General features: G+C 67.2%; 26 protein-coding genes. 12 read left to right on the forward strand and 14 right to left on the reverse strand.

Annotated features, from left to right (window positions below):
* Window positions 1-37 precede the first annotated feature (37 nt).
* Entirely contained in the window at window positions 38-814 is a 777-nt protein-coding gene (locus ACX9OT_RS00835) for an AMP nucleosidase (protein ID WP_005414446.1), read from the reverse strand.
* 151 nt (window positions 815-965) lie between these two features.
* Between ACX9OT_RS00835 and ACX9OT_RS00840 the strand changes: the two genes are divergently transcribed.
* The 6 genes from ACX9OT_RS00840 (at window position 966) to ACX9OT_RS00865 (ending at window position 6,552) form a co-directional block, all read left to right on the forward strand.
* Complete coding sequence (locus tag ACX9OT_RS00840; protein WP_049462465.1) at window positions 966-2,375, forward strand: amidohydrolase; 1,410 nt, start codon at window positions 966-968, stop codon at window positions 2,373-2,375.
* The gene (locus tag ACX9OT_RS00845; protein ID WP_049462466.1) at window positions 2,375-3,637 is read left to right on the forward strand and encodes an amidohydrolase family protein; all 1,263 of its coding nucleotides are present in this window, start codon (window positions 2,375-2,377) and stop codon (window positions 3,635-3,637) included. The genes ACX9OT_RS00840 and ACX9OT_RS00845 overlap by 1 nt, the downstream gene beginning before the upstream one ends.
* 20 nt (window positions 3,638-3,657) lie before the next feature.
* Window positions 3,658-4,290 carry a 2-hydroxychromene-2-carboxylate isomerase gene (locus ACX9OT_RS00850; RefSeq protein ID WP_049462468.1) on the forward strand — a complete coding sequence of 211 codons (633 nt, stop codon included), beginning with the start codon at window positions 3,658-3,660 and terminating at the stop codon, window positions 4,288-4,290.
* Between the two features lie 95 nt (window positions 4,291-4,385).
* Complete coding sequence (locus ACX9OT_RS00855; protein WP_049462469.1) at window positions 4,386-5,327, forward strand: DegV family protein; 942 nt, start codon at window positions 4,386-4,388, stop codon at window positions 5,325-5,327.
* A gap of 77 nt (window positions 5,328-5,404) precedes the next feature.
* Complete coding sequence (locus ACX9OT_RS00860; RefSeq protein WP_032129876.1) at window positions 5,405-5,743, forward strand: hypothetical protein; 339 nt, start codon at window positions 5,405-5,407, stop codon at window positions 5,741-5,743.
* 245 nt (window positions 5,744-5,988) lie between these two features.
* A complete protein-coding gene (locus tag ACX9OT_RS00865) occupies window positions 5,989-6,552 on the forward strand; it encodes a DUF3916 domain-containing protein (protein ID WP_014038449.1) in 564 nt (187 codons plus the stop codon).
* Window positions 6,553-6,696: 144 nt separating this feature from the next.
* Here ACX9OT_RS00865 and ACX9OT_RS00870 read toward each other — a convergent pair whose 3' ends face one another.
* From ACX9OT_RS00870 to ACX9OT_RS00885, 4 genes are all read right to left on the reverse strand, one after another.
* Window positions 6,697-8,109, reverse strand: a complete 1,413-nt coding sequence (locus tag ACX9OT_RS00870; RefSeq protein WP_049462471.1) for an efflux transporter outer membrane subunit — start codon at window positions 8,107-8,109, stop codon at window positions 6,697-6,699.
* Entirely contained in the window at window positions 8,106-9,188 is a 1,083-nt protein-coding gene (locus ACX9OT_RS00875; protein WP_012481236.1) for an HlyD family secretion protein, read from the reverse strand. Before ACX9OT_RS00875 ends, ACX9OT_RS00870 begins: the two co-directional genes overlap by 4 nt.
* Window positions 9,189-9,209: 21 nt before the next feature.
* Window positions 9,210-10,739 (reverse strand): MFS transporter, encoded by a 1,530-nt coding sequence (locus ACX9OT_RS00880; RefSeq protein ID WP_049462474.1) that lies wholly within the window; start codon window positions 10,737-10,739, stop codon window positions 9,210-9,212.
* Window positions 10,740-10,914: 175 nt separating this feature from the next.
* The gene (locus tag ACX9OT_RS00885; RefSeq protein WP_032129879.1) at window positions 10,915-11,832 is read right to left on the reverse strand and encodes a LysR family transcriptional regulator; all 918 of its coding nucleotides are present in this window, start codon (window positions 11,830-11,832) and stop codon (window positions 10,915-10,917) included.
* Window positions 11,833-11,973: 141 nt separating this feature from the next.
* Between ACX9OT_RS00885 and ACX9OT_RS00890 the strand changes: the two genes are divergently transcribed.
* Window positions 11,974-12,420 (forward strand): universal stress protein, encoded by a 447-nt coding sequence (locus tag ACX9OT_RS00890; RefSeq protein WP_032129880.1) that lies wholly within the window; start codon window positions 11,974-11,976, stop codon window positions 12,418-12,420.
* A gap of 5 nt (window positions 12,421-12,425) precedes the next feature.
* Window positions 12,426-12,896, forward strand: coding sequence for a hypothetical protein (locus tag ACX9OT_RS00895; protein WP_049400257.1), 471 nt, complete (start codon window positions 12,426-12,428; stop codon window positions 12,894-12,896).
* Between the two features lie 39 nt (window positions 12,897-12,935).
* Here the strand turns inward: ACX9OT_RS00895 and ACX9OT_RS00900 are convergent, their stop codons facing one another.
* The 5 genes from ACX9OT_RS00900 to ACX9OT_RS00920 form a co-directional block, all read right to left on the reverse strand.
* Window positions 12,936-14,381, reverse strand: a complete 1,446-nt coding sequence (locus tag ACX9OT_RS00900) for a GGDEF domain-containing protein (RefSeq protein WP_071229623.1) — start codon at window positions 14,379-14,381, stop codon at window positions 12,936-12,938.
* Between the two features lie 187 nt (window positions 14,382-14,568).
* Window positions 14,569-15,399 carry an S-formylglutathione hydrolase gene (gene fghA, locus ACX9OT_RS00905; protein ID WP_049461846.1) on the reverse strand — a complete coding sequence of 277 codons (831 nt, stop codon included), beginning with the start codon at window positions 15,397-15,399 and terminating at the stop codon, window positions 14,569-14,571.
* A 63-nt stretch (window positions 15,400-15,462) separates the two neighbouring features.
* Window positions 15,463-15,822, reverse strand: coding sequence for a YqcC family protein (locus ACX9OT_RS00910; protein ID WP_012512081.1), 360 nt, complete (start codon window positions 15,820-15,822; stop codon window positions 15,463-15,465).
* An 8-nt stretch (window positions 15,823-15,830) separates the two neighbouring features.
* A complete protein-coding gene (locus ACX9OT_RS00915) occupies window positions 15,831-16,940 on the reverse strand; it encodes an S-(hydroxymethyl)glutathione dehydrogenase/class III alcohol dehydrogenase (protein WP_049461845.1) in 1,110 nt (369 codons plus the stop codon).
* A 57-nt stretch (window positions 16,941-16,997) separates the two neighbouring features.
* On the reverse strand, window positions 16,998-17,273 hold the full coding sequence (locus ACX9OT_RS00920) for a metal/formaldehyde-sensitive transcriptional repressor (protein WP_049461844.1): 276 nt from the start codon (window positions 17,271-17,273) through the stop codon (window positions 16,998-17,000).
* Window positions 17,274-17,485: 212 nt separating this feature from the next.
* Between ACX9OT_RS00920 and ACX9OT_RS00925 the strand changes: the two genes are divergently transcribed.
* The gene (locus ACX9OT_RS00925) at window positions 17,486-20,575 is read left to right on the forward strand and encodes a TonB-dependent receptor domain-containing protein (protein WP_049461843.1); all 3,090 of its coding nucleotides are present in this window, start codon (window positions 17,486-17,488) and stop codon (window positions 20,573-20,575) included.
* A 47-nt stretch (window positions 20,576-20,622) separates the two neighbouring features.
* Here the strand turns inward: ACX9OT_RS00925 and ACX9OT_RS00930 are convergent, their stop codons facing one another.
* A complete protein-coding gene (locus ACX9OT_RS00930) occupies window positions 20,623-21,528 on the reverse strand; it encodes a LysR family transcriptional regulator (RefSeq protein ID WP_049461842.1) in 906 nt (301 codons plus the stop codon).
* Between the two features lie 128 nt (window positions 21,529-21,656).
* Here ACX9OT_RS00930 and ACX9OT_RS00935 point away from each other — a divergent pair, with 128 nt between their 5' ends.
* Together ACX9OT_RS00935 and ACX9OT_RS00940 are read left to right on the forward strand one after the other, a co-directional pair.
* On the forward strand, window positions 21,657-22,760 hold the full coding sequence (locus ACX9OT_RS00935) for an alkene reductase (protein WP_049461847.1): 1,104 nt from the start codon (window positions 21,657-21,659) through the stop codon (window positions 22,758-22,760).
* A gap of 59 nt (window positions 22,761-22,819) precedes the next feature.
* Window positions 22,820-23,236: a VOC family protein gene (locus tag ACX9OT_RS00940; protein ID WP_049461841.1), complete on the forward strand. Its 417-nt coding sequence runs from the start codon at window positions 22,820-22,822 to the stop codon at window positions 23,234-23,236.
* Between the two features lie 12 nt (window positions 23,237-23,248).
* Here the strand turns inward: ACX9OT_RS00940 and ACX9OT_RS00945 are convergent, their stop codons facing one another.
* Window positions 23,249-23,944, reverse strand: coding sequence for a DAPG hydrolase family protein (locus ACX9OT_RS00945; RefSeq protein WP_100437664.1), 696 nt, complete (start codon window positions 23,942-23,944; stop codon window positions 23,249-23,251).
* A gap of 75 nt (window positions 23,945-24,019) precedes the next feature.
* Between ACX9OT_RS00945 and ACX9OT_RS00950 the strand changes: the two genes are divergently transcribed.
* Entirely contained in the window at window positions 24,020-24,682 is a 663-nt protein-coding gene (locus ACX9OT_RS00950; RefSeq protein WP_049461839.1) for a TetR/AcrR family transcriptional regulator, read from the forward strand.
* Between the two features lie 51 nt (window positions 24,683-24,733).
* Here the strand turns inward: ACX9OT_RS00950 and ACX9OT_RS00955 are convergent, their stop codons facing one another.
* Complete coding sequence (locus tag ACX9OT_RS00955; RefSeq protein WP_238380428.1) at window positions 24,734-25,396, reverse strand: SMI1/KNR4 family protein; 663 nt, start codon at window positions 25,394-25,396, stop codon at window positions 24,734-24,736.
* Between the two features lie 129 nt (window positions 25,397-25,525).
* Window positions 25,526-26,410 (reverse strand): LysR family transcriptional regulator, encoded by an 885-nt coding sequence (locus tag ACX9OT_RS00960; protein ID WP_049461837.1) that lies wholly within the window; start codon window positions 26,408-26,410, stop codon window positions 25,526-25,528.
* Window positions 26,411-26,445 lie beyond the last annotated feature (35 nt).

Consider the following 26,445-nt stretch of genomic DNA (forward strand, 5'->3'; position numbering starts at 1 on the left):
CTCCCAGGCCCGGACGCCCCGCGCCCGGCCTTCATCATCATTCGTCGAAGCGCAGGTGGCGGACCGACTTGCCGTTGCGCCGGATAAGCTTAAGCGCCTCGATGCCGATCTGGATATGGTTTTCCACGAACTGGGAGCTGACCTTGGCATCGGAGGCCTCGGTCTTGACCCCGTCCGGGATCATCGGCTGGTCCGAAACCAGCAGCAGCGCGCCGCTGGGGATGTGGTTGGCGAAGCCGGCGGCGAACACCGTGGCCGTTTCCATGTCGATGGCCATGCAGCGCATTGCCCGCAGCCGCTCCTTGAAGGCCTCGTCGTGCTCCCAGACCCGGCGGTTGGTGGTGTAGACGGTGCCGGTCCAGTAATCGTGGCCGAGGTCGCGGATCATGGTTGAAACCGCACGCTGCAGCGCGAAGGCCGGCAGCGCCGGTACTTCCGGCGGCAGGTAGTCGCCCGAGGTACCCTCGCCGCGGATCGCCGCGATCGGCAGCACCAGGTCGCCCAGCTGGTTCTTGCGCTTGAGACCACCGCACTTGCCCAGGAACAGCACCGCCTTGGGCATCACCGCCGACAGCAGGTCCATGATGATCGCGGCATTGGGACTGCCCATGCCGAAGTTGATCATGGTGATGCCATCGATGGTGGCACTGGCCATCGGCCGGTCCAGGCCGATGACCGGCGCGCCGGTCAGCTCGGAGAACGTATGCAGGTAGCCGCCGAAGTTGGTCAGCAGAATGTGCTGGCCGAACTGGTCCAGCGGTACGCCGGTATAGCGCGGCAGCCAGTTGTCGACGATTTCCTGCTTGCTCTTCATGGGCAGTCCGGTACGGCGGGAGACCGGGTATTTTCAGCCACCCGGCCGGTGCCGTCGAGCCACCGTCGACAGGCCTGTGAAGAAGGTCACTTGGCAAGCCCGCCGCCTCCGGGCTAGCGTCGACGGTTGGACCAGCTGCAAGGGGAACTGCATGGCATCGACGTTGTTGCGCGCCGGGGTAGCCCTGGCACTGCTTTCATTGAGCACGGCTCCGGCGGTGGGCGCCTCGCGCTTCGTCGCCGATCCCTACCCCAGCACCTACCAGGCGCATCCCGATGCGCCGGTGCTGATCCAGAACGCCACCGTGCTGACCGGCACCGGCCAGCGCCTGGACAATGCCGACGTGCTGCTGCGCGAGGGCCGCATCGTCGCCGTCGGCCGCCAGCTGCAGGCCGATGCCGGTGTCACCCGCATCGATGCGCAGGGCAAGTGGGTCACCCCCGGCCTGATCGACGTCCACTCGCACCTGGGCGTGTACCCCAGCCCCGGCGTCGGCGCGCACAGCGACGGCAACGAGATGACCGCGCCGGTCACCGCCAACGTCTGGGCCGAACACTCGGTGTGGCCGCAGGACCCGGGCTTCGCCACCGCGCTGGCCGGCGGCGTGACCAGCATGCAGGTGCTGCCGGGCTCGGCCAATCTGGTGGGTGGCCGCGGCGTGACCCTCAAGAACGTACCCGCGGTGACCTACCAGGCGATGAAGTTCCCCGGTGCACCCTGGGGCCTGAAAATGGCCTGCGGCGAGAACCCCAAGCGGGTCTATGGCGAAGGCAAGGGCGTGACCCCAGCCACGCGCATGGGCAACGTGGCCGGCTACCGCGCCGCCTTCATCGATGCCGCCGACTACATCGCCAAGAACAAGCCGAAGCCGGCCAAGCGCAAGGGTTGGTTCGGCAGCGACAAGGGCGACAGCGCCGGTGATGCCGGCGGCAAGCGCGATCTCAAGCTGGACACGCTGGCCGGTGCGATCGAAGGCGACATCCGCGTGCACATCCACTGCTACCGCGCCGACGAGATGGCCACCATGCTCGATCTGGCCAAGGAATTCGGCTTCAAGGTAGCCGCCTTCCACCACGGCGTGGAGGCCTACAAGCTGGCCGACCGGCTGGCCGCCGACGGCGTCTGCGGTGCGCTGTGGGCCGACTGGTGGGGCTTCAAGATGGAAGCCTTCGACGGTATCCCGGAGAACATCGCGCTGGTCGACCGGCCGAAGAACAGCTGCGCCATCGTCCACTCCGACTCACCCGAAGGCATCCAGCGCCTGAACCAGGAAGCGGCCAAGGTGATGGCGTCCGCGCGCCGCGCGCGCATGCCGGAGATCACACCCGAACACGCCATCACCTGGATGACCGCCAACGCCGCCAAGGCGCTGGGCATTGAAGGCCAGACCGGCACCCTGGAGGCCGGCAAGATGGCCGATGTGGTGGTCTGGAACGGCAATCCCTTCAGCTCGTACGCGCTGGCCGAGCAGGTCTTCATTGATGGCCGCAGGTTGTACGACCGCAGTGCACCGGCAGCGACGCCGCGTTCCGATTTCCAGCTTGGCCAGGAGGTGCGCTGATGGGCGTGTTGAACAAGCGTCGCCGGGCATGGCCCGGCGCTACCGTGGTGGCGTTGCTGTTGCTGGCAACCACGGCATCGGCGCAGGACCTGCTGGTGCGCAACGCAACGGTGCACACCGCCAGCGCACGTGGCAGCCTGCAGAACGCCGATGTGCTGGTGCAGGGCGGCATCATCCGCGCGGTGGGCAACGGCCTGTCGGCGCCGGCCGGCGCCAGCGTGGTCGAGGCCAATGGCCGTCCCCTGACACCGGCACTGTTCGGTGGCATCACCGAGACTGGCATCGAAGAAGTTTCCGGTGAATCGAGCACGGTGGACAGTTCGCTGAAGCTCGGTGAGCAGCCACTGCGGCCGGAATTCGACGTCACCCTCGCCTACAACCCGGCCTCAGTGCTGATTCCGGTCACGCGCCTGGAAGGCATCGGCTTCACCGCGCTGGGCGCTGCCACCGGCGGTGGTTTCGTGGCCGGCCAGGGCGGCGTGATGCGGCTCGATGGCAGCACCGATCCTATCGGCCCGCGTGCCCTGTTCCTGCGCATCGGCGCGGCCGCCTCCGAACTGACCGGGCATTCGCGCGCCGCGCAATGGATGCTGTTGCAGCAGATGATCGACGAAGCACGCGGACAGGTGGCTGCGGACTCGCCGCACGCGCTGCTGACGCCAGCCGGACGCCGCACACTCAGTCGCTACCTGGCCGGCCAGGGCCGCATCGTGGTGGAGGTGGATCGCGCCTCCGATATCCGCCAGCTGCTGCGCTGGGCCACCCGCGAAAAGGTGAAGATCGCCATCGCCGGTGCCAGCGAAGCCTGGCAGGTCGCGCCGGAGCTGGCCGCCGCACAGGTGCCGGTGTTCGTTGACGTGCTGGCCAACCTGCCGGCCAGCTTCGACCAGATCGGCGCCACCCTGGAAAACGCCGCGCGCCTGCAGCGTGCCGGCGTGGCGGTTTCCTTCGTGCAGCGCGGCGACGCCACCCACAACGCGCGCAAGATGCGCCAGCTGGCCGGCAACGCGGTGGCCAACGGCCTGCCGTGGGCCGATGGCCTGGCCGGCCTGACCCGGGTGCCTGCACAGGCGTTCGGGGTGGCCGACCAGATCGGCAGCATCGATCCCGGCAAGCGCGCCGACCTGGTGCTGTGGGAGGGCGATCCGCTGGACGTGGCGCACTATGCCGAGCAGGTCTGGCTGGGCGGCCGTGCGATGCCGATGCGCTCGCGCCAGACCGAACTGCGTGACCGCTACCTGCAGCGCAACGCGCAGCCCTGACCGCACACGAGGACACACCGATGGCGACACTGCGCTGGTACTTCGACCTCATCTCGCCCTACTCCTACCTGCACTGGCAGAAGCTGAAGCAGCTGCCGCAGTTCGCGCAGATCCAGACCGTGCCGATCGCCTTCGGTGCGGTGCTGCATCACCTGGGCAACCTCGGGCCGGCCGAGATTCCGGCCAAGCGCCGCTTCATCTACCGCCAGCTGTTGTGGACCGCGCAGGCCGAGGGCACACCGCTGCGATTCCCGCCCGGCCATCCGTTCAACCCGCTGCCCGCCCTGCGCCTGTGCCTGGCCGCCGGTGCCAGCGTGCAGGCGGTGGACGTCCTGTTCGACTGGATCTGGCGCGACGGCAACGCGGCCGACAGCCCTGACGCCCTGCGCGAACCGGCCGCACAGCTGGGTATTGACGATGTCGCCAGCGCCATCGCCGACCCGGCGGTGAAGGAGCAGCTGCGCCGTAACACCGAGGCCGCAATTGGCGCCGGGGTGTTCGGTGTGCCGACCCTGGCTATCGATGAGGAGCTGTTCTGGGGCAACGACGCGCACCCGCTGATGGCGGCGGTGCTGGCCGATCCGGGCCTGCTGCGGCAGCCCGAATGGCTGCGCCTGGCCACCCTGCCGGTGGTGGTGCAGCGCAGTCGCTGAACAGGGCGTGGCGCGTTTCCCTCGCGCGCCTGGCTGGGATTTGAGATAGATTTCACGTTTCCGAACCTACAACCGCCCTGGAGGGGGAGCCGCGGATGCGCATCGGAATCGTCGTCGACTCGGCCTGCGACCTGCCGCCGGACTTCATCGCCACCCACAACATCGTGCTGCTGCCGATCACCGTACGCATCGGCGAAGCGGTGCTGGCCGATCATCGCGATGAACAGGCCACGCTGAGCTTCCTGCACGCGCACGTGGCCGAACACGGTGCTGAAGCGGAAACCATCCCCTTCAGCGTCAACCAGATCCGCGACCTGTTCCTGCAGCAGCTGGTGATCGATTACGACCACGTGTTCTGCATGACCATCACCAAGACCCGCAGCCCGATCCATGACAACGCGCTGCAGGCCAGCTTCGCCATCCTCAACGACTACAAGCCGGTGCGGCAGGCGGCGGGTTACAACTCGCCGTTCGCGCTGCGCGTGCTCGACACCCAGAACCTGTTCGCCGCGCAGGCGGTGACCGCAGTGGAAGCGGTGCGCCTACGCGACAGCAACGCCAGCGTGCAGCAGATCCGCGAGCGGCTGGAGGAGCTGGCCAGCAACGTGCACGGCTACATGGTCACCCGTGACCTGTACTACATGCGCGCGCGTGCGCGGCACAAGGGCGACCGCAGTGTCGGCCTGCTCAGCGCCGCACTGGGCAGTGCGCTGGACATCAAGCCGGTGCTGCACGGTTACCGCGGCGAGACCGGACCGGTGGCCAAGATCAAGGGCTTCGACAACGCCGTGCAGAAGTTGTTCGCGGTAGTTGGCCAGCGCGTACGCGCCGGGCTGATGACACCGACGGTGTGCGTCAGCTACGGCGGTGAGCTGGAAGAGCTGCGCACCTTGCCCGGCTATGCACAGCTGAAAGAGGTCTGCGCCAGCCATGGCGTGACCGTGTACGAATCGGTGATGAGCCTGACCGGCATGGTCAACGTCGGCAAGGGCGCGGTCACCGTGGGCTTCGCCGATGGGCCGCATCGGTTCGAGTGAGGCCCCGACGCGGCGCGGATCTGCACATCGATTCCACCGCGGTTATGCCAGTCTTCCCGCACTTCAAGGAGAACTCCATGCCTGCGCAGTACCACATCAGCCTGCCCGACCCGTCCAAGGCACGCGGCAATGACCCTGACCTGTCCTTCCATTCGCAGGGCGCCGCCGGTTTCGCCGAAGAGCTGCAGGATGCGCTGCGCAATGGCAGCCTGTTCGAGCGCTGGAAGGCCAAGCAGCCTGACCCGGACGCGGTGGAACCGCAGTGGGGCGTGACCGATCCGGATGCCACCGTGACCGGCGAGCAGAAGGACCTGCGCATCAACCTGGTGGCCACCACCCGCATCGACAGTGACGTGTTCAAGCAGCGCCTGCGCCTGCTGGCAGGCCACCATTGGGAACTGCGCGACGTGCGTTGAGGCACCCGCCCGCCGGGCATGGCCCGGCGCTACCGTGCCCGTGTCGTGATCGACCCGGTGCCGATGACCATGCTCTGGTAGACGCCAACCTTGGTTGGCGCTTGCACAAACGGCTGCCAACCAAGGTTGGCCACTACTGACGCGCCGCCGGACATGGCCCGGCGCTTCCGAGGGCTGCTCCGGTAGATGCCAACCTCGGTTGGCGCTTTCCAACCCGCCGCGCATGTGGCTGGCACACTGTGGGAATGAGAAACAGAGATGCCATCACCCGGCCGGGTACGCGCGGCGAGAAGAAGCTGCGCGATGCCCCACGCCGACTACGCGACCTGCAGCATTGGGCTGACTGCTTCAGTGGTGCGTTTCCCTCGCCAGAGGAGTTGGGCAGTCAAGCTCGCTACTGGAACTACAAGGTTCCGACCCGAGCCGGTCTGATCGAAGGCCCGGCCACCACCCTGAGAATCCAGCGTGCCTGCGCCCAATCGCTCATCAGCGCCTGCGCAAATCTGATCCAGTCGCGGCCCGCTTCACAAGCTACTGTGCGGGTAACCTGCTGCATCGCCCAGCCAGGGATGTTCTCCAGCGAGATTTGCCTTTACCTGGACGAAGCGTACTTCCAGGGCCACGTCGCCTCGACAGCGGATGGCCAGGTCACCGCCATCACCTCGCGCAGTCTTTCCGCCGAATGGCAGCTCGTCCTACCCCAAGGCGTTGAGGAGCGAGGTGTGCAGGTCAGCATTCCTCCCACCGACCACGATGACGGTCTGGAACAGGAATACTGGTTTTACGGCGAGGTAGCGGACCGGCGTTGATGCGTCCACCGGGTCCACAGCACGTGGCCCGGCGCACGACGGGCTCTGGTAGACGCCACCCTTGGTTGGCGCTCCAAAAAAACTGCCAACCAAGGTTGGCAACTACCGACGAACCGCCGGGCATGGCCCGGCGTTTCCCTATCGCTACCAGCCTCCGCCCAGCGCGCGGTACAGCTCTACACGCGCGATCGCGGCGGTGGCCTGGCTGTTGGCCAGCGCGGCCTGGTTGTCCAGTGCGATGCGCTGGGTGGTCAGCACGTCCAGCATGTCGACCACGCCGGCCTGGTACTGCCGGCGCGCCGCCCCCAGTGCCGTCTCGCTCTCATCCACTGCCACGTGCAGCTGCACCGTGCGCTGCTGCTCGGCACTGTAGCCATCCATGGCGTCATCCACTTCGTGCCATGCCTGCAGCACGGTACGGCGGAACTGCAGCGCCGACTGTTGCTGCTGCAGCCTGCTCAGCGCGAGGTTGGCCTTCAGCCGCCCGCCCTGGAAGATCGGTACGCTGATGGACGGCCCGATGCTGAAGCGGTGCGCGTTCCAGCCATCCAGATCATCCAGCTGCTTGGCCTGGAACCCAGCGTCGCCATTCAAGGTGATGCGCGGCAGGAAACTGGCCTTGGCCACGCCGATGCCGGCCGTTGCCGCATGCAGTGCCGCTTCGGCACGACGGATGTCCGGGCGACGCTCGGCCAGTTCGCTGGGCAACCCCACCGCTACGGCCGGCAACGCCGGCCAGTCACGGCGTGCATCCTGCAGCTGCGCGTCCAGCGCCTGCGGCGGCTGCGCCAGCAGGAACGCCAGCGCATTGCGCAGCTGCGATTCACGATGCCGCAGCGGCGCGATGCGGGCCTGCAGCGATGCCACCTGCGCGGACGCGCTGGACACCTGCAGCGTGCTGGCCACGCCCTGCTGCTGGCGTGCCTCGGTCAGGCGCTTCATGTCGTGGGCGATGCTGAGGTTGTCCTCGGTGATCGCCAGCAGCTGCCGCGTCGCACGCAGCTGCAGGTAATCACGCGCGGTTTCCGCCAGCAGCGCGATGCGCACCGCATGTGCATCCTCCTCGGCCATCTGCACGCGTGCGTCGGCCGCTTCCACCTGGCGGCGCACACGCCCCCACAGGTCCAGCTCCCAGCTCAACCCGATGCCGGCCTGGAACAGCCCGTAGTCATCACGGCCGCCGTTGCCGGACGGATCATTCAGGCCCACCTCGCTGTTGCGTGCACGCACGCCACTGGCGCTCGCGCTGACGCTGGGCAGGCGATCGGCGGCGGTGATGCCGCGTGCAGCACGGCTCTGCTGCACGCGGTTGGCCGCCAGCTGCAGGTCCAGGTTGGCCGCCAGCACCTGGTTGGCCAGCTGCCCCAGCAGCGGATCGTCGAAACCGGCCCACCAGGCCGCGTCCTGGTCGATGGCGTTGCCGGCGACGGCCTCACCCTGCCAGTGGCTGGGCAGTTCCGCCTGCGGGCGTACGAAGTCCGGCCCCATCGTGCAGGCAGCCAAGGCCGTGCACAGGCTGGCCGCAACGAAGGTGCGGAACACGGTGACTGCGCTCATGCGCCCTCCCCGCTCTTGTGGCCCGGACTGTGCTGCACGCTCTGCGCGCGCGCGCGGCTGCCCAGGTCAACGCTGGCTTCCACCGACATGCCGGCACGCAGCTGGTCCAGCAGCGGCTGGCCCGGCTCCAGCACGATCTTCACCGGAATGCGCTGCACCACCTTGGTGAAGTTGCCGGTGGCGTTCTCTGGTGCGACTGCAGCAAAGGTGACGCCGGTGGCTGGTGCAATGCTGTCGATGTGCCCGCGCAGCGGCTTGCCCGGGAATACGTCCACCTTCAGTTCGACCTGCTGGCCGGCCTGCATGCGGGTCATCTGCGTTTCCTGGAAGTTGGCGACCACGAAGGCGCGCTTCAGCGGCACCACCGCGGCCACCGGCGTACCCGGCGTCAGGTAGGCACCCACGCGCACCGCGCGGCGACCGACCATGCCATCGATCGGTGCGCGCAGCACGGTGTGCGACAGATCCAGTTCGGCGCGCGCCTGCGCCGCTTCCGCACGCTGCACCGCCGCCTGTGCAGCCTGCACGCCCGCGCTGAGGATGTCGGTGCGCTGGCGTGCGGTCGACAGCGCGGCCTGGCCCTGCTGCAGATGCGCACTGGCCACGGCCTGCTTCGACTGCGCCTGCTGCGCGTTCTGCACGGTACCGGCGCCGTCACGGGCCAGTTCGCGGTAACGCTGCTGGTCGGCACTGGCCAGGGTCAGCTCGGAACGGCTGACATCGACACTGGCCCTGGCCTGCGCGATCAACGAGTCCTGCTGGGCCAGTGCGGCCTGCGCATTGGCCAGCTGTGCACGGGCATTGGCGAGGTCGGCACGGGCCGCCTGCAGGGCGACCTGGTAGTCGCGGTCGTCGATGCGGGCCAGCACATCACCGGCCTTCACCGACTGGTTGTCCTCGACTTCCACAGCACTGACGAAGCCGGGAATCTTCGGCGCTACCAGGGTGTAGTCGGCCACCACGTACGCATTGTTGGTGGTCTGGTGGCCGCCATCGCGCAGCAGCAGCCACGCGCCGACGGCCAGGGCCAGCACGCCCAGGCCCAGGCCGGTGTTGAGGGTGGTTCGATTGATCGTCATGAGGGGGTTCCTGCGAAAGGTTCAGGCCACGGCACGTGGCGGATGGATGCGGGTGGGCATCCAGGCAATGAGGGGAATGAAGGCCAGCGCCACCAGCGCGACCACCCAGTACAGGTCGGCCGAGGTCAGCGCCTGCACCTGTGCATGCAGGCGCGCGCCCAGCTGCGGGCCCTCGGCCAGCCACGGCTGCTCGCCAAGGCGGTCGACCAGCACGGTGGAATGGAAATGACGGCGGCCCTGGGCGACGGCATCCAGCACGCCGCTGGCGAGCACGGCAGCAAAGCCCTTGACCGTGTTGAACCACGCCGAAGCGAACGGACCGTCCTGCGGTGCCAGCCCGCCAGTGGCCAGCATCAGCAGCGGCAACACCGCCATCGGCTGGGCGAATACCTGCAGCAGCTGTACCCACAGGAAGTTGTCGCGGATCCAGGCCACATCCAAGTGCGAGCCCAGCCAGCAGGCCAGCGCCAGCATCGCCAGGCCGGTGGCCTGCACCCAGCGGCAATCCACTGCGCGGATGTTCAACAACGCCGCCACCAACGGCAGTGCGATCACCTGTGGCAGCGCCACCCACAGCAGCATCGGTGCGGTCTGCAATGGCCGGTAGCCCTGCACGCTGGCCAGGAATCCGGAGGGAATCGAGATCACCGCCAGCAGCACGAACAGCACGCCGCCCAGCGTCACCAGCGAGTAGCTGAGGTTGCGGTTGGCCAGCAGCTGCAGCTTGAAGAACGGCAGCGGGTGGAACCATTCATTGATCATGAACAGCACCATCAGGCCGGCGCCGCCACCGATCATCAGGGTGATCATCGGCGAGTCGAACCAGTTCAGGCGCGGGCCCTGCACCAGGCCCAGCACCAGCAGCACCAGCGCCGGCAGGCCCAGCGCCAGGCCCACGCCATCGAACTGGGCAAAACGCTCCAGCCGCAGCGGGTCCTGCGGCAGGCCCCAGCTGACCATCGCCATGGCAGCCAGGCAGTACGGCACGATCTGCCAGAACGCCCAGTGCCAGCCCACCTGCTCGACCCAGAACGCGGCCAGCGGCGTGCCCATGCTCGGGCCGAAGGTAGCGGTCAACGCGTAGCCCGCCAGGCCATACAGCTTGATGCCGGGCGGCAGGAAGCGCAGTGCCACGCTCATCAGCAGCGGCGGCAGCGCACCACCACACAGCCCCTGCAGCGCGCGCAGCAGCAGGAACACCTGCAGGTTCGGCGCAAGCGGGCAGAGCACGCCCAGCACCATGAAGCCACCGATCATCGCCAGCGCGAAGCGGCGCAGCGAGAAGGTGGCGGCACACCACGGGGCGAAGGCCATCGCGCTGACCGACATCGCGCTGTAGAGGGCGACGATCCAGCTGCCGTCATCGACGCTGAAACCCATCGCACCACGGATGTCGGCCAGGGCGACCTTGGTGATGTTCTCGTTGAAGCCCGACACCAGCACCGCCAGCAGCACGCCACACAGGCCGACCAGAACGCGGCGGTCGAGCCCGGGGGCGGCGGCAGGACGGGGCGCAGCAGCGGCCAGGACAGCGGCGGCCGGCGTACTCATCGCCGGGCACCGATCCGTGCAGTGCACGGCATGTTGGGGGTCATTGGAATGCGCTCAGTGAAACTCCGGGGAGCGCAGTCTAGGGAGCTGGTACCCTGCGAAAAATGGCGCAACCCGCATCCCAGGCGTGCGTCACGCGCACGCATGAAAGTGTCAGCGCGGAGCCTCCCCTGCGCTAGCGCGGAGCCTCCCCTGCGCTTTCGCACATGGTCTTGATCGAGCGCCGCAGCCACTGGTGCGCAGCATCGTTGTCCAGCCGCGGGTGCCAGGCCTGGACGATGGCGGCGGTGCGCACCGGGATCGGCAGCGGGAACAGGCGCAGCGGCAGGCGCATGCTGACGATCCGCTCCAGCATCACGCTCGGCATCTGCGGCAGGATCAGGTCCGACTCGGCGGCAGCGAAGATCGCGCCGTGGAAGGTCGGGCTGATCAGCGCCACCCGCCGCTGCAGGCCCAGCGTGGCCAGGTCGTCATCGATCGGGCCACGCGGCAGCCCCCGCCGCGACACCGCGATGTGGTCGCAGGCAGCAAAACGCTCGGCGCTGATCTCCTCATCGAACAACGGATGATCTTCGCGCGCGGCGCCCATGAACGAGGTACTGAACAGGTTCTGCACCTTGGTATCGGGTGCATGCTTGCCGGCGGTGCTGATGTACAGGTCGATCCGGCCCTGCGCCATCGCGTCGTCGTCGGTATCGCCCTCGGGCACGAAGCGCAGCACCGCGCGCGGCGCCTGCTGGCGGAACAGTTCACGCAGGCGTCCGCCGAATCCACCGATGAAGACATCATTGGCGCGGACATTGAAGGTGCGCTCCAGGGTGCGCAGGTCGATCTCGCGACCGGCGTTGAACACACGGTGGGCCTGCTCGATCACATCGCGGACCTGCTCACGCAGCTGCAGCGCGCGGGGCGTGGGGGCCAGACCGCGGCCGGCACGCACCAGCACCGGGTCGCCCAGCGCGGTGCGGATCCGGCCCAGGGTACGGCTCATCGCCGGCGCGCTCAGGTTCATCCGCCGCGCGGCGGCGGCCACGCTGCATTCGTCAATCAGCACGTCCAGTGCCAGCAACAGGTTCAGGTCCGGCAGGGGCATGACAGTCTCCAGTAAATCAGATGACTCTACGACACTTGTAACCACAGTCGATTGCGTTTTACGCATTCATTGACTGCCGCGCACGGCATGGGTGCGCGCAGTGACATCGGCGACCATCCCCGGCCTGCCAAGGAGACATCCATGTTCAATACCCTGCTGGTCGCCCTGGACGGTGGCCCCCAGCACGCACGCGTGCTGGACCTGGCCGCAGCCATCGCCGGCCCCCACAGCCGCCTGCACCTGCTGTGCGTGCTCGACCCCGAATTCGCGCTGGCGGCCGATGCCAGCGAAGCCGACCGCATCGAGTACCCGGAAGCCGCCCGCCAGCGCTCGCGGGCCGAAGCGGTGCTGGCCGAAGCCCTGGCCGAGCTGCGCGAGCGCGGCGTCGACGCCATCGCGCAGATTCCCTCGGGTGACCCGGGCGAAGTGATCAGCGAGCAGGCCCGGCGCCTGAAGTGCGACCTGATCGTCATCGGCCACCGCCACCTGTCCCGCCTGGAACGCCTGTTCGAACCCTCGATCGGGCAATGGACCATCGACCACGCGCCCTGTCCCGTGCTGGTGGAAACCCGCGACCCACAACCCTAGCAACCATGGCCTCCCGTTCCCCGTTGTTTCCCACCCGCGTCAACTACCGCGCCTTCGGCCGCCAGTTCGGCCGCGGCGAACAGGCACTGCTGGCGGCGATACGCCAGCTGCACGATCCTGATCAACAGGCCGATGGACTCGCCCAGCTGAGCAGCCTCGGTATTGATCCCGAAGGCTGCGACGCGTTCGTCGGCCTGCTGCCGCTGCTGGCCACGCCCACCGCCCCGATCGACCTGCTGCCCGCTGGCTCACCGTTCATCGCGGCCAGCGAACTGGACCTGCTGGTCTGCCTGCTGCGCATCGCCCAGTGGCGGCATGCACGCCCGCGCGAAGATGACACGCTGGCACCGTTGCGCCAGCAGCTGGCGCGCTGTGCGATGGCCGTGCAGGCGGCAAACCTGCCGTTGCGCCAGCGCTCGTTGTCACCGGTCGGGCTGAGGCTGCTCGATCCGACCGGCTGGTTGCGGCAGCGATAAGCCGTCGCGCCCCCCGTGTGATCGCATGCAGAGAGCTGCTCAGCAGTCCATCGTTCCGTGCGTGCTGCCCTCGTCATCCAGCACGTGCGCATGCAGGATCACCTGGTTGCGGCCAGCCCGCTTGGCGGCATACAGGCCGGCATCGGCGTCTGCCAGCAACTGATCGGCACTGGCCAGAGCCGGCGGATGCAGGTAACCCACGCCGACGCTGATGCTGACCGGGCCTTCCGGCAATGGCAGCGCTTCGACCGCTTCGCGCAGCCGCTCGGCCAGCGCCAGCACGCCCGACAACGGGCTTCCGGGCACGATGACGGCGAACTCTTCACCGCCATAACGCGCAACGCTGTCACCACCGCGACCGGCTATGGCCTTCAGCACCCCGGCCACCGCCTGCAGGCAACGATCACCGGCCGGATGGCCGTGCTGGTCGTTGAAGGCCTTGAAGTGGTCGATATCCACCAGCAGCAGGCCCAGCTCGGTGCCGCTGCGCCGTGCGCGATTCCACTCGGACGTCAGCCGTGCGTCGAACTCGCGGCGGTTGGCCACGCCGGTCAGGCCATCCTGCCGCGCCAGTTGATCCAGTGCTGCCTGGCGTTCCAGAAGATCGGTCTGCAGCAGGACGCTGCGCAGGCCGAAGCCAAGGGTGGCTACGACGAAGCCGGCAACGGCCAACGGCCGCGCATGATCGACCACCAGCGTGCCGACCACCAGCAGCAGCAATGGCAGGATGATCGGACCGGCGGCCTGCACCGTCCTCGCCAGCCGCGGGTGTGCCGTGGTGCCTGTGTCCGGCCTCGTGTCCAGCGCCAGGCAGGCGATCAGCAGAAAAGGTACGTCGATCAGCAGATCGTTGAACGCACCGAATGCATCATCGGAGGTGTAGTGGTTGATGTAGTAGGCCACCAGCAGATAGGCCAGTGCGTACAGCGCCAGTGCGCGGAAGAACCTGCGCCGTTCGGGCACGTCGCCGGCCAGCCATCGCACCACGGCGAACGCGGCGATACACAGGTTCTGGATGTCGAACATGCGCTGCATGTTGGACATCGCATGGGCGTCGATGTCGACACGGGCGGCGAACGATGCGGTGTGCACGAAGAACAGCACACCCAGCAGCGCCGCCATCGCCGCGTCGATCAGGCTGATGCTCAGACGCTCGCGGCGTGCCCGCGCCAGGATGAACACCAGGGGCACGCCATACAGCACGTAAAGGAACAGGCTTGCGCGCGGGGTGAAATCAGCACGCCCGGCGCCCAAGGCGTCGATCATGTTGAACGCCATGCCGCCGGCCCACAGCAGCAGTGCCAATGCCGTGGCGCGCCACCCCAGTGCCGCGCGGTCGCGGCGGGCCCGCCACAGGCAGGCGGCCGCCGCCAGCAACGGGGCGCCGGTCAGGAAAACGAAGGAGCCGACCCCGGCGGGGCCAGGCCACAGGGCCACGACCAGGCCGTGGCACAGCACATACAGCAGCGCCAGCACTACCGGCATGCATCCCCCGATCCGCAAGGCCGTATGGACGCACGATAGCCCCGCCCGCGCCACGGCCACGTGATCCAATACGGCAATACGACACGTCGCGTGCCCCCCCCATGGGAGTGCCGGCCGCTGGCCGGCAATCCCGGGGAATCACAGGGCTGCAGGTTGCAGGCCAGCGGCCGGCACTACCGGAAAGCCGTCAGCCGCGCAGGGCGCGGGCGTGGTGGGCGATGTGCTCGCCGATGAAACTGGCGATGAAGTAGTAGCTGTGGTCGTAGCCCGGCTGCAGGCGCAGGGTCAGCGGATGGCCGGCGGCATCACAGGCCTGCTGCAGGCGCTGCGGTTGCAGCTGGGTCTGCAGGAATTCGTCCGCCTCGCCCTGGTCGACCAGCAACGGCAGGCGCTCAGTGGCCACCGCGACCAGTTCGCTGGCATCCCACTGCGCCCAGTCCGCCGGGTTGTCGCCCAGGTAGGCGTGGAAGGCCTTCTGCCCCCACGGCGAGTGGCTGGGCGCAACGATCGGCGAGAACGCCGACACGCTGCGGTAGCGCCCCGGGTTGCGCAGCGCGATCACCAGCGCACCGTGACCGCCCATCGAGTGGCCGCTGATGCCGCGCGCATCGGTGACCGGGAAATTCGCCTCGATCAGTGCCGGCAGTTCCTGCGCCACGTAGTCGTGCATCCGGTAGTGCTTCGCCCACGGTGCACGGGTGGCATTGAGGTAGAACCCCGCCCCCTTGCCCAGGTCATAGCCCTCGGCATCGGCCACGTCATCGCCGCGTGGGCTGGTATCGGGCGCGACGATGATCACGCCATGCTCGGCCGCGTAGCGCTGCGCGCCCGCCTTGGTGATGACGTTCTGCTCGGTGCAGGTCAGCCCGCTCAGCCAGTACAGCACCGGCAGTTTCTGCGTTTCCGCCTGCGGCGGCAGGTACACGGCGAACTGCATGTCGCAGCCCAGCGTGGTGGAATGATGCCGGTAGACGTCCTGCCAGCCGCCGAAACAGGCGCGGTGTTCAATACGTTCCATGGTGCTCTCCTGCGCGGCGCGTCAGCGCACGCGTGCTTCTGGTAGATGCCGACCTTGGTCGGCTTATCCACGCGCGGCGTGGATGCCTTTGTTGATCCGTTCATCCAGCTGCGCCAGCAGGCGCAGCAACGATTCGACGCCAGGCTGGCCATCAAGATTGCGCCAGGCCGCCACGGCCACATCGCTGCGCGGCGGCCACTGACCGGCCGCGCGCGCCTCATGAAGGCGCGGCAGGAATACCTGTGCAAGCCACTGCTCGAACGGCATGCCATCGTCGCTGCCGAAGGCCGAGGTCACCGCACGCGGCGGCCCCACCTCCCCCACTACCCAGCCCAGCGCACGCAACGCCTGCTCGATCGGAACCACCAGGGCCGCGCGCGGGTCTTCCGCACGCGGCCGGCGCAGGGCATCCAGCCAGCCCATGACGCGGCTCAGTAGTGAACCACCGACCGGATCGACTTGCCTTCGTGCATCAGGTCGAAGGCTTCGTTGATCTTGTCCAGGTCCATGGTGTGGGTGACGAACGGTGCCAGTTCGATATCGCCCTTCATCGCGTCCTCCACCATGCCCGGCAACTGGCTGCGGCCCTTCACGCCGCCGAAGGCAGTGCCCATCCACTTGCGCCCGGTCACCAGCTGGAACGGACGGGTGGAGATCTCCTGGCCCGAACCGGCCACGCCGATCACCACGCTCTGGCCCCAGCCACGGTGCGCGCATTCCAGCGCCGCGCGCATCACGTTGACGTTGCCGATGCACTCGAAGCTGTGGTCCACGCCCCAGGTGGTCATCTCGACGATGACCTGCTGGATCGGCTTGTCGTAGTCCCTCGGGTTGATGCAGTCGGTGGCGCCGAATTCGCGCGCCAGTTCGAACTTGGACGGGTTGGTGTCCACCGCGATGATGCGGCCGGCCTTGGCCTGGCGCGCACCCTGGATCACCGCCAGGCCGATGCCACCCAGGCCGAACACCGCCACGCTGTCGCCTTCCTGCACCTTGGCGGTGTTGTGCACCGCGCCGATGCCGGTGGTGACGCCACAACCGAGCAGGCAGACGTGCTCCGGGTTCGCGTCCGGATTGATCTTCGCCAGCGAGACTTCGGCCACCACGGTGTACTCGCTGAAGGTCGAGCAACCCATGTAGTGGTACAGCGGCTCGCCGTTGTAGCTGAAGCGGCTGGTGCCGTCGGGCATCACGCCCTTGCCCTGGGTGGCACGCACCGACACGCACAGGTTGGTCTTGCCGCTCTTGCAGAACAGGCACTCGCCACACTCGGCGGTGTACAGCGGAATCACGTGGTCGCCGGGCTTGACGCTGGTCACGCCCTCACCGACCTCCACCACGATGCCGGCGCCTTCATGGCCCAGCACCACCGGGAACAGGCCTTCCGGATCATCGCCGGACAGGGTGAAGGCATCGGTATGGCAGACACCGGTGTGGGTGATCTTGACCAGCACCTCGCCCTTCTTCGGCGGGGCGACGTCGATCTCGACGATCTGCAGCGGCTGGCCGGGACCAAAGGCGACGGCGGCACGGGACTTCATGGTGGACTCTCCAGACATAGGGAAAACGGGATGCATGGCGCGGTGATGCGCCATCGCTTACTTCAGGTACGAGCGGATCAATGCGCTCATGTCGCGCACGCGTTCGGCGCGCTGTTCATCGGAGGCCGCAGGCTGGCCGAACTCCTCGCGCAAATGGGCCTCCATCACCTCGGACATCAGGCCATTGACCGCGCCACGGATGGCGGCGATCTGCTGCAGCACCGGCCCGCAGTCGGCACCGGCTTCCAGCGCGCGGTCCAGCGCATCGCACTGGCCGCGGATACGGCGCACGCGGGCCAGGACCTTCTTCTTCTCTTCGAGGGAGTGCGGCATGGCGGGGCCACCTCGGAACTATACTGGGGGATAGTATACACACAGGGGCGAATGAAGCCATCTGGTGCTGCCGAGGCAGGCTCCAGGGACAGACCAGCCCAGAATATGAATGAACAATAAATAAATTCATTTGTTACTTTTTCATGACGTAGGGTGCCTGCCTTCCGCCCGCGTTTACCCCCGAGTCACATTGGCGTGACCAGGGAGAAATCATGTACCGACCGTTGTTCGCCCGCAGTCGCTTGTCTGTCGCGCTGGGTTCGGCATTGGTGCTGGTGGCCGCCGCACCGGCCATGGCGCAGCAGGCCGCCACGCAGGAACAGAAGGCCGAGCCCGCCAGCAGCAAGACCCCCGTGCAGCTGGACCGGATGACCGTCACCGGCTCGCGCATCTATCGCGCCGGTTTCGACACGCTCGAGCCCGCCGCGGTGGTCAGCCGTGAATCGATCGAGAACTATGGCGACACCAACCTCATCGATGCCCTGACCCGGATTCCCGGGGTCAGTGCCGGCGTCAGTTCGCGCGGCGACCAGGCCGGCTTCGGTGCAGGCGTCAACTTCGCCAGCAAGTTCGGGCTGGGCAGCAATCGCCTGCTGACCCTGGTCAATGGACGCCGCTTCGTCACCTCTACACCGCCCACCATCTTCGGAGCCGGCGGCGGCTCGGGCATCCAGGTCGACATGAACGCCATTCCCAGCGTCATGGTGCAACGCATTGAAAGCCTGAGCGTTGGCGGTGCCCCCACCTATGGCTCGGATGCGATCTCCGGCGTCAACAACATCATCCTGCGCGACCGGTTCGAGGGTGCCGAAGTCGAACTGGGCTACGGCAGGACCAGCAAGAACGACAACGAGCGCTACTCCTGGTCGGCCATCTTCGGTACCGACTTCGCTGATGAGCGTGGCCACATCGTGGTGGCGGCGGAACTGGACAATGCCGATGGGGTGAACGCGCTGCAACGCGATTTCTACCGCCAGGGCTACAGCCTGCAGGCCAATCCCACGGCGGCCAATGCCGCTGCCCAGCCCCTGCGCCGGCCAACCAATGATGGCCGCATCGACGGCAGCATTCCGTTCAACACCGGGCCCCGCGATGGTATCCCCGACCAGGTCTGGATCCGCAACCGGCGCATTGCCAGCATGACCTTCGGTGGCCTGGTGATGCCGGCGACCGGCAGCTACACGCGCAACGGCCTGGGCGACATCCTTGGCTTCGGCCCGAACAAAGACAAACTGTGGCAGTTCAACAACGAGGGCAAGCTGGTCGAGTTCAATCCCGGCACCAGCTACGCGGGCGGCAACGCCTCCGGCGGTGACGGCCTGAACCTGTTCGAGACGGTGCCGCTGATCGCCGACCTCGAACGACGCTCGGTATTCTCCACCGGCAGCTTCGACTTCACCGACAACGTGCGTGGCTTCTTCGAACTTTCGCGATACGAAGCGACCGCCCGCGAAACCCTCGACCAGAACGTCTACAACGCGGTGTCCTTCGGCAATGCGCGCCTGGACGGCGGCGGTACCGCCAGCGGTGCACTGACCTTCAGCGCCAGCAATCCGTTCCTCAGTGCGGAAACCCGCAAGATCCTCGCCGACAACGGCATCACCTCGTTCCGCCTGTCGCGATCTTCGCGCGACCTGTCGATGAACAACGCCAGCACCGAAACCCGCCTGACCCGTGCGGTGCTCGGCCTGAACGGCTTCTTCGAGGTCGGAAAACGCAGCTTCAACTGGGAAGCCAGCGTCACCCACGGCCGCGGTGACTTCGACTACCTCGGCACCGGCCTGATCCAGCAGAACTTCATCAATGCGATCAACGTCACCACCGACGCCAGCGGGCGCATCATCTGTGATGCCACCCGCCCGGGCACCACGGCCGATGCGAACTGCCGCCCGCTGAATCTGTTCGGCGAGAACCAGGCGTCGCGCGAAGCCCTGGACTATGTCTCCACCCGGACCGTGGCCAAGGCGCAGACCCGCCAGACCGTCATCAATGCGTCGGTATCCGGCGGCCTGTTCGATCTTCCCGGCGGCGAGCTGTCCGCGGCGGCCGGCTTCGAACACCGCCGCGAAGAAGGCTCCTTCACCCCCAGCGAGTACCAGCGCCTGGGCCAGGGCCGCTCAGTGCCGACCCAGGCGGCGGAAGGCAAGTACCACACCAATGAAGTGTTCGCCGAAGTGCTGGCACCGCTGTTCAATCCCGACTGGGATATTCCGGGCCTGCATCGCCTGGACCTGACCGCCAAGTTCCGCCGCGTCGACAACTCCGTCGCCGGCGCGTTCAATGCGTTCACCTACGGCATCCAATACGAACCGATCGCCGGCCTGCAGCTGCGCGGCAACAAGACCCAGTCACTGCGCGCGCCCTCCATCGCCGAGCTCTACACCACCCAGCAGCCGGCCTACTACAACATCCCGGAAGTGTGCTCGCTGGACAACATCAGCGGCGGCTCAAATCCGGCGGTGCGTCGCCGCAACTGCGAGGCGTTCTTCGCCGCCTACCCGGGTGCCGATCCGAACACCTTCCGCCAGCAGCCGACCAATACGCTGGGTTCGACCAACGGCAGCACCCGCCTGCAGAACGAAACGGCGAAGTCGTGGACGGCCGGCATCGTGTTCGCGCCGGAATGGATCCCGGGCCTGCGCGTCGCCGCCGACTGGTATGACATCAAGATCAACAACGTGATCACGTCGCTGAGCGCCAACGACATCATCACCGGTTGCTTCGACACTGCCGACTTCAACGCCGCCAACGTGCCCAACGCCAACCGTTTCTGCAGCCTGGTGACGCGTGATCCGAACACCGGCGTGGCTACCAGCATCAAGACCGAGTATGGCAACGGCCCGATGCTGATGTTCCGTGGCTGGACCGCCGAAGTCGGCTACCGTTGGGACCTGTCGCGCTTCGGCGTACTGGACCTGGACTTCTACGGCTACATGCCGAAGAACCGTGGCCAGGCCGCGAACCGGGACGTGCCGTTCGTCGAACAGGCGGGCAGCTTCAACGAGCCCAAGCGCCAGTTCCGTTGGACGGCCCAGCATCGCATCGGCAACTGGAACTACGGCGTGGCCTCCAACTACACCAGCCGCGCCCAGTACACGATGACCGATACCCCGGAAAGCCGTCAGTACTTCTACCGCGACAGCTGGACCACCTGGGACGCCAACGTCACCTACCGCATCACCGACGCCGCGCGCGTGACGTTGTCGGTGATCAACGTGGGCGATGACATCGGGCCGTTCCCGTATGTACTGGATGCACTGGGCCGTCGCTACATGGCCAGCCTGCGCTACAACTTCAAGTAGGCCTGGCGCAGCGTTTCCACAGGCGGGGCCCGGTGTACGGGCCCCGCTCAATCAAACAGACCTTGTTCCGCCAACCGGGTCAGCTCATCCACCACGTAGCGCACCTTCGGCCGCAGGTGGCGCGTCGGTGGCCACAGCGCATGGATGTCGATGTGCCGCTGCATGTGTTCGTCCAGCACCGATTGCAGCACGCCGGAATCGAGATGGCGGCGCACCAGTGAAATGGGCATCTGGCAGATGCCGAGGCCGGCGATGGCCGCTTCGATCACCGCGTCGCCATCATTGAGTTGATAGGGCGCACTGGGAATGAACGTTCCCTCGTCCTCCTCGCTGCCGATCCGCCACCAGATCGGTTGCCCGTGGCGGAAGCCGACGATGCTGCGGTGCTGCGCCAGTTCCTGCACCGTGCGCGGCACGCCATGCGCCTGCAGGTACGCCGGCGATGCGCAGGTGACCAGGCGCTGGCGCCCCAACCGGCGCGCGACCAGGTGCTCGGCCTGGTGCAGCCCACCGAAACGGATCAGCAGGTCGATGCCCTCTTCGACCGGATCGACGAAGTGATCGGTGAAGGTCATCGTCAACTGCAGGTCCGGATACTGCCGGCACAACCGCAGCAGCACCGGCAGCACCACCAGCCGCCCGAACGAGGACGGCATGTCGATGCGCAGCCGCCCGCTGGGCAGGCCCGCCGAACCCAGACAGGCCTCGGCCGCGGAGATTTCTTCCAGCGCCGCCGCACAGGAGGCGTAGTACGCCTCGCCATCAGTGGTCAGTGCGATGCGCCGCGTAGTGCGATGGAACAGGCGCACCCCCAGCCGCGCTTCCAGACGGGCGATGGCCTTGCCCACCGCCGAGCGCGAGATGCCCAGCGCGTCTGCCGCCTCGGTGAAGCTGCCCGAGCGTGCGGTCGTGACGAACGTCACCAGGCCATTCAAGGATTCCAGCGGCAGCATCGTTCGCACCCCATTGGGGACAAATAGTCCCCATCAAGGGAGATCGAAGCGCTTTATGTGCCCGCATGTCAACTCCATCCTGTGTGCATCGCGCCGCTGGCGCTCTTCCCCGCACCGAGATGACCAACATGACCGCCGCCCTGTTCCGTCCGTTCGACCTGACAGGCATCGCCCTGCGCAACCGCATCGCGATGGCCCCGATGACCCGTGCCCGCAACCCCGGCTCGGTCGCCAATGAGCTCACCGCGCAGTACTACCGGCAGCGTGCCAGCGCCGGCCTGATCATCAGCGAAGGCACGCCGGTCTCGCCGCAGGGCCAGGGCTACATCGACGTGCCGGGTATCTGGTCGGCCGAGCAGGTGGCCGGGTGGAAGCTCGTCACCGAGGCGGTGCATGCCGCGCAGGGCACGATCTTCGCCCAGCTCTGGCACGTCGGCCGCATGTCGCATGCCTCGCTGCAGCCTGAGGGCGGACAACCGGTCAGCGCCGGTACCCGCCCGGTGGCCAGCGCACCGAAGAACACCTCGTTCGTCTATCTGGACGACGGCAGCCGCGGCCATGCCGATCCCACCCCGGCGCGTGCGCTGGCCACCGAAGAGATCCCCGGCATCATCGACGACTTCGTACGCGGGGCGGACAACGCCATTGCCGCCGGCTTCGACGGCATCGAACTGCATGCCGCCAACGGCTACCTGTTCGAGCAGTTCCTCAACCCGCTCATCAACGAACGCGAGGACCGCTACGGCGGCTCATTGCCGAACCGCGCGCGATTGATCCTGGAGACGGTGGGTGCGATGGCCCAGCGCATCGGCGCGCACCGCATCGGCGTACGCCTGGCACCGAACAACCTCACCTTCGACATGCCGTTCTACCCCGACAACGAAGCCACCTATCTGTACCTGGCCGAGGAACTGGGCAAGCGCGGGCTGGCCTATGTGCATCTCAACGACAACCTGCAGGCGGGGCAGTCGGTGCTGGGCGAGGCGTTCCTGCAGCAGTTCAAGCAGGTCTACGGTGGCACGTTGATCCTGGCCGGTGGCATGACCCGCGAACGCGCCCTGCAGCTGGTCGAGGCCGGCACCATCGACCTGGCCGCATTCGGCCAGCCGTTCATCGCCAACCCGGATCTGGTCGAACGCCTGCAGCACAACGTCGCGCTGGCCACGCCCGACCGCAATACCTATTACGGTGGCGGCGAGGCAGGCTACCTCGACTACCCGCGCGCGCAGTAGAGCCACGCGATGCGTGGACGCGGGCGTACACTGCCCACCCGCATCCACCGGATCTGCCCATGGATACGCCCACCGCATCGTTCATCGTCAACCTCGATGTCCCCGGTCTTGCCGCTGCCGAGGACTTCTACATCCGAGCCTTCGGCCTGCGCATCGGGCGCCGTCTAGGCCCGGGCGCCGTGGAGCTGCTCGGTGGGCCAACACCGCTCTACCTGCTGCACAACGACGCCGGCAGCGCCGCCACCGAAGACGGCGACGTGCGCGACTACGAGCGCCATTGGACGCCGCTGCACCTGGATTGGGTGGTGGATGACATCGAAGCCGCGCTGGTACGTGCAGTCGCAGCCGGAGCGACGCTCGAGCAATCCGTGCGCGAGCGCCGCTGGGGACGCATCGCCGTGCTGGCCGATCCGTTCGGCCACGGCTTCTGCCTGATCCAGTTCAGTGGCGAAGGCTACGACGCACTGGTCGAATGACCGCTGCACCGCTCACCACGGCAACGGCACCGCTTCGCCGTTGGCGCGCTCGCCGTAGTACAGCGACGGCAGCAGGCGCGAGAGGAAACTGAACTCCGTGTAGCAGTGCTTGAGCAGGCCCAGGCCGACCGCATCGCCGGCATCGCGGTGCGGATCGGTGCTGTCCAGGCCGAGCACGAAGCGGCTGCGCAGCACACAGCCAAACGGCGTATCGCGCGCCACGTGCAGCATCTGCCCGTCGCAGGGATCACCGTTTGCATCCAGGCGGACGTGGTCGCCGAAGCCGATGCGCGCGGCGATCACCGCCGATACATCGCCTGCATCCTGTGCCGCCTGCAGGCGCTCGGGCACCAGCAACGTGCGCGGGTCATGGAACTTCAGGCGCGCCGCCACCGGCGGAATGTCGGCCAGCGATTCCACCGCATGGATGCTGGCGCCGTGGTAGCTGCGCCCGCGCTGCCAGGCCGCGTCCCAGCCGCGATGCTCGACATGATCGACCGGATGCCACCAGCGGATGTGCTGGGTGGTCTCGAAGAAGGTGAACCACCAGTCCAGCATGCGGCCCTTGCAGCCGTGCAGATCGGTGCGCACCGCCACCAGCAGGGTGCCGTCTTCGCGGCGCTGGATGCCGGTCTCCAGGTGCATCGGCGCCGGGTCCAGCAGATCGTGGTGGTCCAGCCAGGCGCGTGCGTTCACAGCGGTATCCATCGGGGTCTCCTGCGTGTCGGAAGATCTGACAATACGGAAACGATCTTCGTTTCTCAATTATCCGAATGCGGTAAGATGGGCGCAATGAACAGCACCACCCTGCCCGAGCCACCCTCACCAATCCGCCGCCGCGGCCGCCCTGCGCGGCCGGAAGCCGAAGTCCGCCACGCCGTGCTGCAGGCCACGCTGGAGCTGCTGCTGGCACAGGGTTACGAGGCCACCACCATCGAAGCGGTGGCGGCGCACGCCGGGGTAGCGAAGAAGACCGTGTACCGCCACGCCAGCAACCGCGAAGAACTGGTCGGGTTGGCCGTGCGCGAGTGGACCGACGGCTTCGCGCCGCAGTTGCAGCGCGATGCGCACGACGCCGACGAGGTGATGCCGTTGCTGCAGGCCATCCTGCACGCGGTGTGCGCGCAGGCACTGTCGGCGCAGGCAGTGCAGGTGTTCCGGCTGCTGGCCACCGACTTTCCTGGCAAGGACGCGCTGCTGCAGGCCTATCTGGACAATGGCATCGAACGCGGCCGTGCGCTGCTGGCCGACTGGCTGGCGCGTCAGCAGCAGCGCGGGCTGCTGCGCGAGGGAGATGCCGCGTGCATGGCGCGGCTGATCCTGGCGATGGCCGTGGCCGAGCCGCTGCGCGAACGCGTGATCGGTGTGGTGGCCGAGGATGCGCCGGTAGAGGTGCATCTGCGTGAGTGCCTGGAATTGTTGGCACCCGTACTGCAGGTGCCGTAGCCGGCCGCATCCACGCATGGCGAGGTTCTACAGGCAGCGCTTCGGATCAGGTCACGCCTGCACGTAGGGCATTTCGCTGTCGATACCATCGAACGCGATCAGCTGCAGCAGCGGCTGCACGTCCTCGTCACTGATCTCACCCGCAGTGATGTCCTCCACGCGTGCATACAACGCCTGCAGCGCCGCTACCTGGTCCCCTCGCAGCCAGCCACGATGGGTACCGAGCCAAGCCTGCAGATTGGTTCCGATATCGCCCTCCGAAAGCAGCGAATCCTCTTCCTCCAGCTCCACCACCGCTTCGGCCATCTTGCGGAACAGGAAGTCCTGGAAGTTCGCGGCCAGCAGATCGGCGCGATCATCGTCATGCCAGACCAGCAGCACCGGCGACTCGCTGGAACCCGGTGCATTGGTCCAGAAACAGTAGTGATCACCCGCGCCGGTGCGCGCGAACGGCAGCAGTTTCAGATCATCGCGCAGCGGGTTGTAATGATCTTCGGCAGTCAGATCTTCCCACGCTGCGCGCAGTTCGCTCGGCTCGATCGGTTCATAGTCGTTGGCATACAGCAGTACCGGCGGCTGCGGCTGCACCTGCGGGAACACCGAGCGGTACCAGTTCGGGCCCTGCTCGCCCCAGCTGAAACGGTTGTCTTCCACCAGCTGGCGGAACAACGGCGGGAAGGTCTGGCCGGAAGCCTGTTCGAGATCGGCGAGCATGCTCAATGACGTCCTTTTGTTGAGAAGACTCACTCTAGCGGGTGAACGCCATCCACGCATGGCGTGGATCTACCCGGAAAGCTCTCGTTGGAGCCGGTCATTGGACGGCGCTGCGCCATCCACCGCGATTCACTCGCGCAGCGTATCCACGAACGCACGCAGCGCACCGGGCATCTGCCGCTGCTTCGGGTAGTACAGCGCGAAGCCGGCGAACGGCTCGCTCCAGTCTTCCAGCACCGCCACCATTTGCCCCGATTCGATGTAGGGCCGCGCGGTGTCTTCCAGCACGTAGGCCAGGCCGATGCCATCGAGTACCGCGCCGACCACGGTGCCCTGCTCGCCCAGCGTCAGCCGTCCGGGCACGTCGATCTCCAGCGCCTGCCCACCGCGCTCGAACTGCCACTTGTACAGGTGCCCGCTGGCGAAGCGGAAGCGGATGCATTCGTGCGCGGCCAGGTCGCGCGGATGCTGTGGCGCCGGATGCCGCCGCAGGTAGTCCGGCGAGCCGACAATCAGACCGCGCAGTGGTGGCCCCATCGGCACCGCCACCATGTCCTCGGGCACGAACTCGTGCAGGCGCACGCCGGCGTCATAGCCCTCGGCGACGATGTCGACCAGGCCGTCGTTCTCGGTCAGCTCCACCCGCACGTCGGGATGGGCGTGCAGGAAGCGCGCCAGCCGTGGTCCCAGCTGTGTCGCCACCGCAGCACGGGTGGCGTTGATGCGCAGCAGGCCAGCCGGGACAGCACGGAACTGGTTCATCTCCTCCAACGCATCGTGCACCTGCCCCAAGGCCGGCTGCAGGCGCTCCAGCAGGCGCTGCCCGGCTTCGGTCAGGGCCACGCTGCGGGTGGTGCGATGGAACAGGCCCACCCCCAACCGTTCTTCCAGCGCGCGGATCGCATAGCTCACCGCCGAGGTCGACAGCGCCAGCTCCGCACCGGCACGGCGGAAGCTGCGATGGCGGGCGACCGCAGCGAACGCGGCCAGGTGGGAGAGGTTGTCAGTGGCCACGATTGTGCAGTTTCACTTGATGAATCATGCCGATA

The organism is Stenotrophomonas genospecies 3 (assembly GCF_054473855.1).